This window comes from Pseudomonas sp. LBUM1656 (genome assembly GCF_059716065.1).
This window is the reverse complement of sequence record NZ_CP166800.1, coordinates 6188498-6203281: the sequence shown is the minus strand read 5'-3', so window position 1 is coordinate 6203281 and position 14784 is coordinate 6188498. Positions and strand designations below refer to the sequence as shown.

The 14784-nt window shown below is 59.5% G+C and carries 17 protein-coding genes; 6 read left to right on the top strand and 11 right to left on the bottom strand.

The genetic code is table 11. The features are described from left to right. Window positions 1-11: 11 nt before the first annotated feature. Window positions 12-1382 carry an SrfA family protein gene (locus tag ACA072_RS28215; protein WP_497622026.1) on the bottom strand — a complete coding sequence of 457 codons (1371 nt, stop codon included), beginning with the start codon at window positions 1380-1382 and terminating at the stop codon, window positions 12-14. Between the two features lie 268 nt (window positions 1383-1650). On the opposite strand from ACA072_RS28215, the gene ACA072_RS28210 reads away from it, so the two are divergent. Then, entirely contained in the window at window positions 1651-2865 is a 1215-nt protein-coding gene (locus ACA072_RS28210; RefSeq protein ID WP_497622025.1) for an aldose 1-epimerase family protein, read from the top strand. Between the two features lie 5 nt (window positions 2866-2870). On the opposite strand, the gene ACA072_RS28205 is transcribed toward ACA072_RS28210, so the two are convergent. The 3 genes from ACA072_RS28205 to ACA072_RS28195 form a co-directional block, all read right to left on the bottom strand. Then, window positions 2871-4364 carry a YifB family Mg chelatase-like AAA ATPase gene (locus ACA072_RS28205; protein WP_497622024.1) on the bottom strand — a complete coding sequence of 498 codons (1494 nt, stop codon included), beginning with the start codon at window positions 4362-4364 and terminating at the stop codon, window positions 2871-2873. A 181-nt stretch (window positions 4365-4545) separates the two neighbouring features. Beyond that, window positions 4546-4716, bottom strand: coding sequence for a hypothetical protein (locus tag ACA072_RS28200; RefSeq protein ID WP_461956277.1), 171 nt, complete (start codon window positions 4714-4716; stop codon window positions 4546-4548). 31 nt (window positions 4717-4747) lie between these two features. Then, on the bottom strand, window positions 4748-5284 hold the full coding sequence (locus ACA072_RS28195) for an N-acetyltransferase (protein WP_497622023.1): 537 nt from the start codon (window positions 5282-5284) through the stop codon (window positions 4748-4750). Between the two features lie 193 nt (window positions 5285-5477). Between ACA072_RS28195 and ACA072_RS28190 the strand changes: the two genes are divergently transcribed. After that, entirely contained in the window at window positions 5478-5741 is a 264-nt protein-coding gene (locus ACA072_RS28190) for a HigA family addiction module antitoxin (protein WP_497622022.1), read from the top strand. Window positions 5742-5745: 4 nt separating this feature from the next. Here the strand turns inward: ACA072_RS28190 and ACA072_RS28185 are convergent, their stop codons facing one another. Together ACA072_RS28185 and ACA072_RS28180 are read right to left on the bottom strand one after the other, a co-directional pair. Then, the gene (locus tag ACA072_RS28185) at window positions 5746-6273 is read right to left on the bottom strand and encodes a BRO-N domain-containing protein (protein ID WP_497622021.1); all 528 of its coding nucleotides are present in this window, start codon (window positions 6271-6273) and stop codon (window positions 5746-5748) included. A 419-nt stretch (window positions 6274-6692) separates the two neighbouring features. Continuing rightward, window positions 6693-6953 carry an accessory factor UbiK family protein gene (locus ACA072_RS28180; protein ID WP_033060695.1) on the bottom strand — a complete coding sequence of 87 codons (261 nt, stop codon included), beginning with the start codon at window positions 6951-6953 and terminating at the stop codon, window positions 6693-6695. Window positions 6954-7372: 419 nt separating this feature from the next. On the opposite strand from ACA072_RS28180, the gene glnK reads away from it, so the two are divergent. The 4 genes from glnK (at window position 7373) to sutA (ending at window position 10154) form a co-directional block, all read left to right on the top strand. Beyond that, entirely contained in the window at window positions 7373-7711 is a 339-nt protein-coding gene (glnK, locus tag ACA072_RS28175; RefSeq protein WP_002555808.1) for a P-II family nitrogen regulator, read from the top strand. A gap of 37 nt (window positions 7712-7748) precedes the next feature. Next, window positions 7749-9086, top strand: a complete 1338-nt coding sequence (locus ACA072_RS28170) for an ammonium transporter (protein ID WP_010465110.1) — start codon at window positions 7749-7751, stop codon at window positions 9084-9086. 214 nt (window positions 9087-9300) lie between these two features. Continuing rightward, entirely contained in the window at window positions 9301-9726 is a 426-nt protein-coding gene (locus ACA072_RS28165) for a secondary thiamine-phosphate synthase enzyme YjbQ (RefSeq protein WP_497622019.1), read from the top strand. A gap of 101 nt (window positions 9727-9827) precedes the next feature. Next, window positions 9828-10154 carry a dormancy-specific transcriptional regulator SutA gene (gene sutA, locus ACA072_RS28160; RefSeq protein WP_497622017.1) on the top strand — a complete coding sequence of 109 codons (327 nt, stop codon included), beginning with the start codon at window positions 9828-9830 and terminating at the stop codon, window positions 10152-10154. 198 nt (window positions 10155-10352) lie between these two features. Here the strand turns inward: sutA and ACA072_RS28155 are convergent, their stop codons facing one another. The 5 genes from ACA072_RS28155 to lysA are packed head-to-tail and all read right to left on the bottom strand — an operon-like array spanning window position 10353 to window position 14777. Then, window positions 10353-11057, bottom strand: coding sequence for an HAD family hydrolase (locus tag ACA072_RS28155; protein WP_497622015.1), 705 nt, complete (start codon window positions 11055-11057; stop codon window positions 10353-10355). Further along, window positions 11054-11953 carry a tyrosine recombinase XerC gene (xerC, locus tag ACA072_RS28150; RefSeq protein WP_497622013.1) on the bottom strand — a complete coding sequence of 300 codons (900 nt, stop codon included), beginning with the start codon at window positions 11951-11953 and terminating at the stop codon, window positions 11054-11056. The genes ACA072_RS28155 and xerC overlap by 4 nt, the downstream gene beginning before the upstream one ends. A 2-nt stretch (window positions 11954-11955) precedes the next feature. Beyond that, window positions 11956-12681, bottom strand: a complete 726-nt coding sequence (locus ACA072_RS28145) for a DUF484 family protein (RefSeq protein WP_497449421.1) — start codon at window positions 12679-12681, stop codon at window positions 11956-11958. A 13-nt stretch (window positions 12682-12694) separates the two neighbouring features. After that, on the bottom strand, window positions 12695-13525 hold the full coding sequence (gene dapF / locus ACA072_RS28140; RefSeq protein WP_497622011.1) for a diaminopimelate epimerase: 831 nt from the start codon (window positions 13523-13525) through the stop codon (window positions 12695-12697). A 4-nt stretch (window positions 13526-13529) separates the two neighbouring features. Beyond that, entirely contained in the window at window positions 13530-14777 is a 1248-nt protein-coding gene (gene lysA, locus ACA072_RS28135; RefSeq protein ID WP_497622010.1) for a diaminopimelate decarboxylase, read from the bottom strand. Window positions 14778-14784 lie beyond the last annotated feature (7 nt).

The following is a 14784-nucleotide window of genomic DNA, read 5'->3' as shown; positions in this document are numbered from 1 at the left end:
TTATTCCAGTCTTATTCGCCCATCTGCCGCATGGACATGGGGAATTGTTCTTTACCGTAACCGCCGGTGCAGTCCGCGACCGTGGTCGCCCCTTTGCGGCAGTTGACCTTGGGCATGTCGTACGTGCTGCCATCGCCGCACACGGCCTGGCCCTGGCTGTCGATGGCGAGGCTGCCGCCCTTCATGGTGGCGCTGACCGGGCCGCTGCATTTCGAACCGTCGGCCTGATGCACGGTGACTTCGCCTTTACCGTCCTTCAACTGGTATTCCAGACGCAGCGGCTTGCCGGTGCGGCGATCCTGGATGCCGGCACCGGCGCGGTACTGACCGTCTAGGAACTTGGCCGCGCCGTCGGCGGCGTCAGGCGGAATGCTCAGGGGCGGGCCCGGTTTTGCGGCGGCGGATTTTTGCGCGTCGGGCGGTGTGGTGACAGACGGCGCCTCGGTTTTATTTTCGGGTGGCGTGGTTGGCGTGGTTGGCGCGGTTGGTGATTCGGCGGCCGGGTCTTGGGTGACGTCGGCGGGTGCGGCATCAGCTTCGTTACCTGCGACGGCCGGAGCTTCCACGCCCTGAGTGCCGGTCACGGCTGTACCAGTAGTGGAACCTGCGACGGTGCCGGTCACGGGAACGCCATTCAGTGTGGTGGCATTGCCGGTCAGTTGTGGTTCTTCCAGCTGTCTTTCCACCGGCACGATGCCCTCAGGCAGCAAGTCCACCGCCACCAGCGGAATCGGCACGCACCCGCGCAAGCCGAGCAACAGCCACAACAGCAGCAGCAAGAACGGCAGCAGCAACAGCCACCACCAGCGCCGCCACCAAGGGCGAGCCACCACCGGCACGACGGGCGCCACAACCGGTTCTTCGACCACGGGTGGCAGCGTGAATACCGGCGGAACCTGATAGAGGCAGTGCAGAGGATCGCGATTGCCGGTACCGGCGTGCTCGAAACCCCAAAAGGTCAGTACCGGCTTGCCTTGCACCAGGTAGACGAAATTTTCGTCAGGGAAATGAATGACACGCTTGAGCAACTTGCCGAACACGGCTTTGTCGCCTTGCTGCTGTTCGCCCGAATCCGTGCCCAGGAAACGCTGGCTCAATTCATCGAGCGCAGTCTTCAGGGCTTCAAGTTGACGACGGGCCGGTGCGCGTTCTTCTTCGGTCGCGCTGCTCCACGGGATCACATCGCCGTCGAGACCGCTGTACCAGTCGATCTGGTTGCCCAGTTCGTCGCTTTGAGGAATGGCCAGGTGATCGACCATGTCGGGGTTCTTGCGGCGAATGGCTTCGCGCAATTGCAGGGCAGCCCGGTAAACCGGTTGACCTGTTTCGCCCAGGGCTGTGAATGACCCGCTCTTACCGCTGCGTAATAGTGCCCCGCGCATCCAAACTCCATATGATCCGTTGCGCAAATGACAGGCAAAAGTGCCTGTTCTTGCTCCTGCAATTAGCTGGCGACCTTAGTGTCATAATGATGTCGCCGTCAATCGGCCGTTAGGCCAAAACCGTATGAGATTAGCGTAACAAAGCGGGCGTTGCTTGGGGTCGTTGAGTATTTGCGAGGGACGGTTGGCGCGTGTGTATTTTTTAATCTTGCTGAAACGTTTCATCAGCGCTATAAAAAAAAGCACAACTCCAAGAAAGGCTTCCCTCATGACCCCGCTCAAACTCGCCATCGCCCTCGGCGCGCTGACCACTGCCTCCCACGCCATGGCCTGGGATTACGTGCTGCTCGACACCGACAAGGCCGCTCAGAACTGGCAGATCACCAGCCAGCAACTCGGCGTAAAAACCGACAAACCCTTCTCCGTCACCCTGCGCACCCTGCACGGCGGCCGGCAGGAGGGCGTCAGCATCGTCGACATCGATAACGGCACAATGAAACTCTCGGTGGTGCCGACTCGCGGGATGAACGTCTTGCAAGCGTCGGTCGGCGATGTGCGCATGGGTTGGGATTCGCCCGTCAAGGACGTGGTCAATCCGTCCTTCATCGAACTCAATGGCCGCGGCGGACTTGGCTGGCTCGAAGGCTTCAACGAACTGGTCGCCCGTTGTGGCTACGAATGGGTCGGCCATCCCGGTATGGATAACGGCGAACTGCTGACCCTGCATGGCCGGGCTGCCAACATCCCGGCCAGTAAAGTTACCCTGCATATAGATGAAAGACCGCCGTACGCCATCAGCCTGCGTGGCGAACTGAAAGAGCAGGCGTTCAAGAAAGTCGACTTCTCGGTGGTGACTGAACTGGTCACGGAGCCCGGCAGTGCAGCGTTCGCCCTGAACGACACTCTGACCAATAACGGTGATTATCCGAAGGAATATCAGGCGCTGTACCACAGCAACTTCAGCACTCCATTCCTGGAGCAGGGCGCGCGTTTTGCTGCGCCGGTTAAACAAGTGTCGCCGTTCAACGACAAGGCCAAAGGGGATTTGCCGGACTGGCAGACTTACCGTGCACCGACCAAGGACTACGACGAGACGGTGTACAACGTGGTGCCGTACGGCGATGCCAAGGGTGACACGTTGACCGTGCTGCATAACAAGGCCGGGAGCCTTGGGGTATCGGTCGGGTTTAACACCCAGCAGTTGCCGGTGTTTTCGTTGTGGAAGAACACCGATACCCAAGGCCAGGGCTATGTCACCGGTCTCGAGCCGGGGACCAGCTTTTCCTATAACCGGCACTATCAGCGGCCGCTGGGGCTGGTGCCGACGATTGCGCCGAAGGAGCACAAGCAGTTTCAGATCAGTTACAGCTTGTTGGCGGACAAGGGCGCTGTGGATAAAGCGTTGAAGCGGGTGAGTGACATACAGAACGGGCGGGAAACCGAGGTTCGGCAGACGCCGTTGGTGGATCTGACGAAGGAGTGATTTCATCAGCTGGAGGTTGGCCGGTATTGCAGCGCTTCAGCCAGATGACCACGGGTGATGCCATCCACCTGCTCAAGGTCTGCGAGGGTTCGCGCTACCTTGAGCAATCGATGCGCGGACCTCAGCGACAAGGTCAGTCGTTCACACGCTGTTTCCAGCCAGGTTTCGTCGATTGTGGATAACTTGCAGTGTTTGCGCAGGCCTGGCAGATCAAGGAAGGCGTTCGCGCAGCCCTGGCGTTTGTGTTGTCGCTCCCTGGCGTCGGCGACCAGCAACGCGGCGGTGGCGGTGTCATCACCGGGTTTGAGCGCAGGATTCAGCGCGGTGGCTTCCCGAGCGACGGTCAGGTGCAGGTCGATACGATCCAGCAGTGGCCCCGACAGCTTGTTGCGGTAGCGCTGGACCATGTCCGGTGTGCAACTGCATTTGCCACTGGGTTCGCCAAGATATCCACAGGGGCACGGGTTCATCGCTGCCACCAATTGAAAACGGGCGGGAAACCGCACGCGATCCTTGGCGCGGGAAATCAAGATGTGGCCGGATTCCAGCGGCTCCCTTAAAACCTCCAACACTTTGCGGTCGAATTCCGGAAGCTCATCGAGGAATAGAACGCCATGATGGGCAAGGGTGATTTCGCCGGGTTGCGGCTTCGAGCCACCGCCCACCAACGCCGGGCCTGAGGCTGAGTGATGGGGTTGGCGAAAGGGTCTTTGCGGCCAGTGGCTCAAGGGCACGCAACTGGTGACGGATTGAATGGCTGCGACTTCCAGTGCCTCATTTTCGGCCAAAGGAGGAAGGAGTCCCGGCAAACGACTCGCCAACAGTGTTTTCCCGGTCCCCGGCGGGCCGCTGAACAGCAGGTTATGAGCGCCAGCCGCCGCAATCAGTAAGGCGCGCTTGGCCGAAAGTTGGCCCTGCACTTCATTCAGGTCGGGATAGGGCTTGCTGGCGTAGAGCAACCCGTTGGAAACATAGGGCTCGACGGGCGTATGTCCATTGAAGTGCGCGACCGCTTCCAGCAGATGGTCGACGGCAATCACCTTCAATCCCGACGCCAGGCACGCCTCCTCGGCATTCGCACGCGGCACCATCAGCGAGCGTCCGGCCTTGCGCGCAGCCAGCGCAGCCGGCAACACACCTCTTACGGCACGTACCGCGCCTGACAACGCCAACTCTCCCAGGCATTCAATGTCATCCAGCGTCAATGTCGGCACCTGCACGCTGGCGGACAGAATCCCCAGGGCGATCGCCAGATCAAACCGTCCGCCGTCCTTCGGTAAGTCCGCAGGAGCGAGATTCAGGGTGATACGCCGCGCTGGAAATTGCAGGCCCGAATTGATGATCGCGCTTCGCACCCGGTCCTTGCTTTCCTTTACTGCCGCTTCGGGCAAACCGACCATGGTCAGTGATGGCAGGCCGTTGGCCAGGTGGACTTCGACGGTGACGGCGGGCGCATCCACGCCGATTTGGGCGCGGCTGTGGACGATGGAGAGAGACATGGTCGTTCCTTGAGCTGAAGAGCACCGCTTCCTGCGGGGTTTTTGAAGGGTAGTCGGGGAGGCCGATTTGAGCCTGGCTGGAAAGGAGAGAAACTTTCGCAGGATGTTGCGAGTACGGGGCGAAATAGTCACGTAGAACAAAAAAAACCGCCATTCAGGCGGTTTTTTTAAGAATTGGTATTTAGGTTCTTCCTCCGGCCAACCATCCGCCGGGCTCAAGTTCTTTGCCGCGCGCGATACCGACTTCAATAAAGCGTCGTTGATTAGCCGATAAATCACCAGCCAAGCGACGTGCTTCGGCGTGAAACTCAGCAAGCTGTAACAGCTTAGCCTTTCGCTTTTTGGGGCTCATGTACACCTCCTGCGATTCGTTTACCTGGATGTTATTGGTCGCTCAAGTAGATGACAAGGCGGTTGGTCTGGTCAAAGTCGAACCCGAGTTCTTGATAGTAAAAAACAACATTTGGATCAGGATCTTGGATTTCGATCTCTCTGCACTCCAGCATACGCGCATAGAATTCTGCGGCCAGTAGTGCGACTGGAGCTATCAAGCCACGAATCGGATGGGATTTGTCTGGATCCCCCTGCAAAAGTACTATTTTCAGACAGATAGCGCTTCGTCGCGGTGTTGCATAGCACAAGCCGCAAAGATTCTGCTCATACCAAATTGCCAAATCCAAACCCTTGGCATCTTTCCGCTTCCAGTCGGGGATGCGTTCCCACGGGTAGTTTGCTGCTCCTTCCCATAAATGACATTTCTCTATCGCTGCGGCAGTAATCGGCTCAATCCTGACAACTGATATGTCGATGTTTGAAGCGCGAGGCGCGATTTTTTTAATAAACGCCTTGTAGGTGAGCTTCCTTACATCCGATTTAATAGTTTGGTTACGGAGGTCCGTGCCTTTTCCTTTTCTTCTCATTATTGGTGTCTTTCGAAAATCAGAAAGAAAAGGTTAAAGGAGCAGGTGTGCATCGATAAATCAGGCGATGGAGCCGCTTTTTGTAGGACCGTGCCTAGATAGGTGAAGGACGTCAGTGAAAGCTCCCGGATGGTTTTACCAGATCAAGGTTGCTGCTTATGATCACGGATAAATGAAGCCATAGGAGGCGTAAATGAACCGGATTGGAATGCGGCCGATTCATCCAGGTGAAGTTCTCAGCGAGGAGTTTCTGAAGCCGCTGGGCATTACAAGCGCGGCTTTAGCTTGCTCGTTGGACGAGCCGGAGGCTGAATTGATCGACGTAGTAAAGCAGCAGAGCGATGTCAGTGCGGGTCTGGCAAAAAAGCTTTCCATTCTGTTGAACACCACGCCCGAATTTTGGCTGAATCTGCAATCGACCTACGATCTGCGAAGCGCCGAAATCGAGCGTGGATGAGCGCTTAAAGAGAATGCAACGCTCGCGAAGCTTTTTTCCACCATGGCACGTTGACCGGGCGCTGCGTCTGCTCTCCGCTCGGCAACAGTTGCGGAGCATCTTGCAACCGAATCCACGGCTGATTATTCCAGTGCAGCAAACTCAGCGACATCTCCGGCCAGTTCAACAGACTCAGGATCGGGCGTTCGCTTGTGGTCGGTTGTTGGGCATCTCTGAGGGCTGGCACTACGTCGTGGGTCAGCCATTCGCGCAGGCCCCGGTATTCGGGGCAGTAGTGGTAGACGAGCAGGGCGTAGACGCCGGATTCGCTGATCAGCAGGGTGTCTTCGATGTTGCCGTGGATGACGACTCGTGCGGATTGATGTTGATCGGGGTCGAGTTTCCGGACGGCGCGTTCGTCGAGGAAAAGGCGAAGCAGACGACCCAGATCTCGGGCGCTGAACCAAGGCTGGTTTTCGATCAAAAGCGCGTGGAGGTGGAGTTTATGGCGGGTGAAGACGTGGGGGATTAGATAAGAGTCATCGCTATTCATTGATACAGCTCCTTTTGCTAAAGGGGCTGCCGTCAATCGTCGCCAAACGATTGGGTGGCAGCTGTACGCGGGTTGGCGAACCGGAGCAAAAGGAACCCGGCAGACCCGAAGGTCTCCCACGCACAGCCGCCATGACTCGAGAGATGGTCGCCGTGCGCCTTAAGCTTCCAGGTCGCCAAACCCAGTGCTGAATATTCAGCTGAGAATGAGCTTAGGAACCTGGGCTTCGCTGCGCTATCGGACGGCGGTGGTGATCTTTGTAGGACGTTGCCGAGATTGTGGCGAGGCGGTAGATCAGAAGATTTGCAGCCTTCGGCAGGTCCTACAGGGTGGTCTATCCAGTGTGGGATGGCTGGAGACCGAGGTGACTCTAATCGCGAGCAGGCTCGCTCCCACAGGGGACCGCATTGTCAGATGGGTTACTCGGTGGGCGGATTCAGCTTCGCTTCCAGCTCCGCCACCTTCGCCTCAAGACTCTCCAACCGTGCACGGGTCCGTGCGAGGACAACCATCTGGCTATCAAACTCTTCCCGGCTCACTAGGTCCAGCTTGCTGAAACCACTCTGCAACAACGCCTTGAACTGGCTTTCGATTTCGCTTTTCGGCAACGGGGTTTCGCCGCTGAAGAGGCGGGAAGCGGTGCCGGTCAGGGCGTCGAGGAAGTCTTTGGGTGCGAGCATGGGAAATGTCCTGTCAACAATGGCGGGCAGTGTATCACGCAGTGTCTATAGTCAATTCCGACTGCAGGGATGCACGCTTTTCGCGCATGGAGACGGACGGCCGCGCACTGTTGTTGTGCGTATCCGTCGGGCCGTTTGCGTGAAGCGGCTGTCGGAAGCGTTCAAGGGATTGAATTCAGTGGGTTTTGGCGAGATGGCAAGCTTTCTGCTTAGTCGGTAGTGACCCATGCACTGATGCAGTCGCTGTGACGAATGCAGTGCGCCAAGCGGAACGGGGGAAGTGTTTCGTGCGGAGTGGTTAGCAGGCGTCGGACGGGCAATCAAAGGCCGACGATGCGTTACAAAGCCAGGCACTGCGCTTAGACTTGAGACGGGTTTGTTTTCCTGGGGCAAGTCCACCAATTCGGGAGAGAGTTTTCATGAAGCTAGTCACTGCCATCATCAAGCCGTTCAAGTTGGACGACGTGCGCGAGTCGCTGTCCGAGATCGGCGTGCAGGGCATTACCGTTACTGAAGTCAAAGGCTTCGGTCGGCAGAAGGGTCACACCGAGCTGTATCGCGGCGCGGAATACGTGGTCGATTTTCTGCCCAAGGTGAAGATCGATGTCGCCATTGACGACAAGGATCTGGACCGGGTTATCGAGGCGATAACCAAGGCCGCCAACACCGGCAAGATCGGTGACGGCAAGATCTTCGTGGTCAATCTGGAACAGGCGATTCGCATCCGTACCGGCGAAACCGATACCGACGCGATTTAAACGCCGCCACAAACCCAACGCCCCAGGAGAAAACAATATGACTCTGCGTAAATTCGCAGGGCTAGGAGCCCTGTTGTCCCTCGTAATGCCCAGCCTGGCTATGGCGGCAGACGAAGTGGCGGCCCCAGTCCTCAACTCCGGCGACACCGCCTGGATGATGACCTCGACAGCCCTCGTGCTGTTCATGACCATTCCCGGCCTCGCGCTGTTCTACGGCGGCATGGTTCGCTCCAAAAACATTCTTTCCGTGATGATGCAGTGCTTCGCCATTACCGGTCTGATCAGCATTCTGTGGGTCATTTATGGCTACAGCATCGCGTTCGACACCACCGGCATGGAGCAGGGCGTCGTCAACTTCAACTCGTTCTTCGGCGGCATGGGCAAGGCATTCCTCGCCGGTGTCACGCCTTCGAGCCTGACCGGTCCTGCGGCGCTGTTCCCTGAGGCGGTGTTCATCACCTTCCAGATGACCTTCGCCATCATCACCCCTGCGCTGATCGTCGGTGCCTTCGCCGAGCGGATGAAGTTCTCCGCCATGCTGATCTTCATGGGCGTGTGGTTCACTCTGGTTTACGCACCGATTGCGCACATGGTCTGGTCCGGCAACGGCGGCCTGATGTGGGACTGGGGCGTACTCGACTTCGCTGGCGGCACCGTGGTGCATATCAACGCCGGTGTGGCCGGTCTGGTGGCGTGCATCGTGCTCGGCAAGCGTAAAGGCTTCCCGACCACCCCGATGGCACCTCACAACCTCGGTTACACCCTGATGGGCGCCGCGATGCTGTGGGTGGGTTGGTTCGGTTTCAACGCCGGCTCCGCTGCTGCGGCCAACGGCACTGCCGGCATGGCGATGCTGGTGACCCAGATCGCAACCGCCGCCGCTGCATTGGGCTGGATGTTCGCTGAGTGGATCACCCACGGCAAACCCAGTGCACTGGGTATCGCTTCGGGTGTAGTGGCCGGTCTGGTCGCCATCACTCCGGCCGCTGGCACCGTGGGCCCGATGGGCGCTCTGGTCATTGGCCTGGCAGCGGGCGTGGTGTGCTTCTTCTGCGCCACCACCCTGAAGCGCAAACTCGGCTATGACGATTCCCTGGACGCCTTCGGTGTGCACGGTATCGGCGGTATCCTCGGCGCGATCCTGACCGGTGTGTTCGCCGCACCGTCCCTGGGTGGCTTCGGCACCGTCACTGACATCGCCGCTCAAGTCTGGATTCAGTGCAAAGGCGTGGGCTTCACGGTGATCTACACCGCGATCGTCACCTACATCATTCTCAAGGTCCTGGACGCTGTCATGGGTCTGCGTATCACGGAAGAAGAAGAGGCCGTCGGCATCGACCTGGCACTCCACAACGAACGCGGCTACAACTTGTAAGCACGCGCATAAAAAACTTGCCCGGCTTGCCGGGCATTTTTTTGTCTGGAGTTTGTCCGTGAAGGGACTGCTGAAAGGTTTTTTCGTACACGTTTAGTGGCGTTTACGACGGGCGTTTTTCTGCGGCCAATGGCTTACATGATTGAAGGAATATTAGGGCCTTTGTTTTTTCCCAGAGCGCGCTAGAATGCGCCCCGAACGTGCGGAGAACTGTATGTGGCAACAGACTCTGATTACCCTGCGGGCACGGCCCCGGGGCTTTCATCTGGTAACGGACGAGTTACTCGCCGGCCTGCCTGAAATCAGGGCATGTCGGGTCGGTCTGTTGCATTTGTGGCTGCAGCATACCTCGGCTTCGTTGACCATCAACGAGAACGCCGATCCGGCGGTACGTCGCGACTTCGAACGATTTTTCAATCGTCTGATCCCACAAGGAACAGACGGCTATGAGCATAACGACGAAGGCCTGGACGACCTCCCGGCGCACTTCAAGGCCAGCGTGCTTGGCTGTCAGGTCAGTTTGCCGATTTCGGCAGGCCGACTGGCGCTGGGGACCTGGCAAGGCGTTTATCTGGGCGAGCACCGTGATTTTGGCGGTGCCCGTAAAGTCCTCGCCACCGTGCATGGTGAAGAGGCATGAACCGCTGGTCACCAGCGGTTATTGAATTTTTCCGGCGACTGTCGACAGACGGTGAAGCTGGGCTATAACTAATCTGCTTTTCGCAAGTCATGAGGTAGAACATGAGCGACGATGATCTGGAAAACGACGACCTCGAAGTAGGCGACGAAGACGAGGCCGAAGAAGGTCTGGAAGCGGCGACGGACGACGTCGTTGAAGACGACGGTGGCGAAGATACGCCGGCCCCTACCGCCAAAGGCAAAGCCAAGGCAGCGGTATCGGTCGATGAACTGCCGAGCGTCGAAGCCAAGAACAAGGAACGCGATGCTCTGGCGCGGGCCATGGAAGAGTTTTTGGCCAAGGGCGGCAAGGTGCAGGAAGTGGAGGCCAATGTGGTCGCCGATCCTCCCAAGAAGCCTGACAACAAGTACGGCAGCCGGCCTATCTAAGCGTCTGCCCTTGCTTGCGAAAAAGCCCGCCGTCGCTGCGGGCTTTTTCATGTCTGAAACAAATTTTTTCGGCTTGGCACTTTCCCTGTGGGAGCGGGCTTGCTCGCGAAGAGGCCGTGTCAGTCAGCATTGGTGTGACTGACACTCCGCTTTCGCGAGCAAGCCCGCTCCCACATTGGATTGGTGTACTACGCAGGATCAGTGCCGGGCGTTCCAGAGGGCCAACAACGCCGGCAACTCGGTCAAGCTGCGAATCTCCGCATCCGGCGTCTTCTCGGTTTCCCAAACCTTGCCCGTCGGGTTAAACCAGATCGCCCGCAACCCCGCCTGCTGCGCCCCGGCAATGTCATCCCCCGGATGATCGCCGATATGCACCGCCGTCTCCGCCGTCGCCCCGCCACGCTGCAACGCCTCATGAAACAGGCGCGCATCGGGCTTGGCGATGCCGATGTCTTCGGCGCACAACGCAAACTTGAAGTAATCCGCCAGCCCCAGACGGCGTACATCGGCGTTGCCATTGGTGACTACGCCCAAGGCGTAATGCTTGGCCAGTGTTTCCAGTGTCGGCTCGACTTCGGGGAACACCTCAATTTGATGCCGGGCATGCAGGAACACTTCAAAACCCTTGTCAGCCAGGTCCGAAGCCTGACCGTGGTCGTAACCGGATTCTTCCAGTGCATGGAACAACACTCGGCGGCGCAACGCGCTGATACGGTGTTTGAGGCTCGGTTCGCTGGTCAGGATCCGTTCACGAATGGCCCACAAATGCTCCACCGGCACCGCGCCCAGGTTCGGTGCATGTTCGGTCAGCCATTCACGCAGTATGGCTTCGGCGCTGACGATCACCGGGGCGGTGTCCCACAGGGTGTCGTCGAGGTCGAAGGTGATCAATTGGATGGTCATGAATCATCGCCCTTAATGCGTTTGGCCCGTGGATGGGCGCTGTCGTAGACCGTCGCCAGATGCTGGAAGTCCAGGTGGGTGTAGATCTGGGTGGTCTTGATGTCCGAGTGGCCGAGCAATTCCTGAACGGCGCGCAAGTCCTGCGAGGATTCGAGCAAATGGCTGGCAAAGGAGTGCCGCAGCATGTGCGGGTGCAGGTTTTGCCCCAGCTCGCGCTCGCCGGCGGCCTTGACCCGCACCTGAATCGCCCGCGGGCCGAGGCGCCGGCCTTGCTGGCTGACAAACACCGCGTCATCCGCCGGGTTGGTCATGGCCCGCAAGGGCAGCCACAATTCCAGGGCTTCGCGGGCTTTTTTGCCCACGGGAAGCAGTCGAGTCTTGCTGCCCTTGCCGAGTACCTGAACCATGCCGTCGGCCAGATCCAGCTGATTTAGATTGAGTCCGGTCAGCTCCGACAGCCGCAAACCGGAGGAATAGAACAGCTCCAGAATCGCCTGGTCTCGACGTGCCAGGAAATCATCCTCCACCGCGCCTTCAAGCAGTTGCAGTGCACGGTCGGTATCGAGGGTTTTCGGCAGGCGCCGTTCGCCCTTGGGCGGCGCCAGGCCGTTGGCCGGATCGTGATCGCACAGGCCTTCGCGGTTCAGGTAGTGATAGAGCCCACGCACGGCCGACAGCAGCCGCGCCAGGCTGCGGGAAGACTGGCCCTGTGAATGCAGGCGTGCGATCAGGCTGCGCAGACGCTGAATATCCAGTGCGGCCCAGCTGCTGATGTTCTGTTTGACGCACCAGCCCAGCACTTTGTCGAGGTCGCGGCGGTAGGCGTACAGCGTGTGGGGCGACACCTGTCGCTCACTGCGCAGGTGTTCGCAGTAAGCGTCCAGTTGCCGTTCCATGGTCAGCGTACCGAGCGCAGGGAGCTGTTGACCCGAGGCAGGACGCGGCCCATGACTTCGGCGATGTAGCTGAGGAACAGCGTGCCGACCGAGCTTTTATAGTGCTGCGGGTCGCGACTGGCGATAGCCAGGACGCCGTGGATGCCTTGATAGCTGATGGCGACGACGGCGGTGGAGCCGATCTGCTTGCGCTGTTCTTCGCCGAACAGGAAGTCCAGTTCGTGCTCACGCAGGCTGCCGCTGACGCTTTTGTCTTCCGAGAGCAAGCCGCCAATGGCCGTTTGCGCGTCGGCATGGGTGACCCAGCGGCCCACCGGCATGGGATTGTCGCCCAGCAGGATCAGGCTGACAAAAGGCACCTGGAAGTCCTGGCGCAGACTGTCTTCGACGCTGATCACCACGTCTTCCAGGCTGTTGGCGTCCATCAGCGCGAGAATCAGGCGGCGGGTCTTGTCGAAGAGGCGGTCGTTGTCGCGGGCCACGTCCATCAAGTGCGAGAGGCGATGACGCAGCTCGATGTTGCGGTCGCGCAGGATCTTCATCTGGCGCTCGACCAGCGAAACGGTATCGCCGCGCTGGTGCGGAATGCGCAAGTCCGGGAGCAGTTCTTCGTGCTCGACGAAGAAATCCGGATGAGCCTCCAGGTACGCGGCAATCGCCGCCGCCTCAAGGCTTTCGGAAGAGGATTCGTCGGGCTGTTGGGCGGGAACCTGGGGCTTATCTTTCATGGATTCAACTCTCTCAAAGACGCACTTGTCCTTCATAAACGCGGACTGCCGGGCCGGTCATCATGACCGGCTGGCCAGGGCCTGCCCATTCAATGGACAAACGCCCGCCGGGCAGGTCGATCAATAGCGGCGAATCCATCCACCCCTGGCTGATCGCGGCCACTGCGGCAGCGCACGCGCCGGTGCCGCAGGCCTGGGTTTCCCCGGCGCCACGTTCCCAGACGCGTAACTGCGCACGGTTGCGGTCGATGACCTGGAGAAAACCGACGTTGACCCGCGCCGGGAAGCGCGGGTGGTGTTCGATTTTCGGCCCCAGTTCATGCACCGGTGCGTTGTTGATGTCGCTGACCCGCAGCACGGCATGGGGGTTGCCCATGGACACGGCGGCCAGTTCAATCGTCGCACCCTCGACATCGAGCTTATAGCTGAGTGCCTGTTCTGGCGCCTCGAATGGAATCTCGGCCGGCACCAGGCGTGGTGCGCCCATGTTGACACCGATCTGGCCGTCGCTGCGGATATCCAGTTCGATAATGCCGCTTTTGGTCTCGACGCGAATCTGCCGCTTGGCGGTCAGGCGCTTGTCGAGCACGAAGCGGGCGAAACAGCGCGCACCGTTGCCGCACTGTTCCACTTCTGAGCCGTCGGAGTTGAAGATCCGATAACGGAAATCCACGTCCGGGTTGCTCGGTGCTTCGACGATCAGCAACTGGTCGAAACCGATGCCGGTGTGCCGGTCGCCCCATTGTTTGGCGTGCTTGGGCAGGATGTGCGCATGCTGGCTGACCAGGTCGAGGACCATGAAGTCATTGCCCAGGCCGTGCATCTTGGTAAAACGCAGCAGCATGGGATTACTCCGGCAGCAGGCTTTCGCCAGCAAACAACTCGGCTACCGTCTCACGGCGACGCACTTCAAATGCCTGATCACCGTCCACCAACACTTCAGCGGCGCGGCCGCGGGTGTTGTAGTTGGAACTCATGACAAACCCGTAGGCACCGGCCGAATGCACAGCCAGCAGATCGCCTTCTTCCAGGGCCAGATCACGATCCTTGGCCAGGAAGTCGCCGGTTTCGCAGATCGGGCCGACGATGTCGTAGGCGCGAGCCACAGTAGTGCGCGGGCGCACGGCGGTGACGTCCATCCAGGCTTGATACAGTGCCGGGCGGATCAGGTCGTTCATGGCCGCGTCGACGATGGCGAAATCTTTGTGTTCGGTGTGCTTGAGGTACTCGACCTGAGTCAGCAGCACGCCAGCGTTGGCGACGATGAAGCGGCCCGGCTCGAACACCAGCGCCAGATCGCGACCGTCGAGACGCTCGCGCACGGCTTTGATGTAGTCAGCGGCCAATGGCGGCTCTTCATCGCGATAACGCACGCCCAGACCGCCACCGAGATCAATGTGGCGCAGGTAGATGCCGCAATCGCCAAGGCGGTCGACGAGGCCCAGCAGGCGGTCGAGGGCGTCGATGAAGGGGGGCAGGGTGGTCAGTTGCGAACCGATGTGGCAATCGACACCGACCACTTCCAGGTTCGGCAGCTGCGCGGCGCGGATGTACACGTCCTCGGCGTCGGCGATGGCGATGCCGAACTTGTTCTCTTTGAGACCGGTGGAAATGTACGGGTGCGTGCCGGCGTCGACGTCCGGGTTCACCCGCAGCGAGATCGGCGCGCGAACGCCCAGCTCGGCGGCGACCACTTGCAAACGCTCCAGCTCATCGGTGGATTCGACGTTGAAGCAATGGACGCCAACTTCCAGGGCGCGACGCATGTCGTCACGGGTCTTGCCGACACCGGAGAACACAATCTTGTCGGCGCTGCCGCCAGCGGCCAGTACGCGTTCCAGCTCGCCACGGGAAACGATGTCAAAACCGGCACCCAAGCGCGCCAGGACATTCAGTACACCCAGGTTGGAGTTGGCCTTGACCGCAAAGCAGACCAGGTGCGGCATGCCGGCCAGCGCATCGGCGTAAGCCAGGTACTGGGCTTCGATGTGGGCGCGGGAGTAGACGTAAGTCGGTGTGCCAAAGCGCTCGGCGATGGCGGACAGGGCAACACCTTCCGCGAACAGCTCACCGTCACGGTAGTTAAAAGCGTCCATGGCGTTC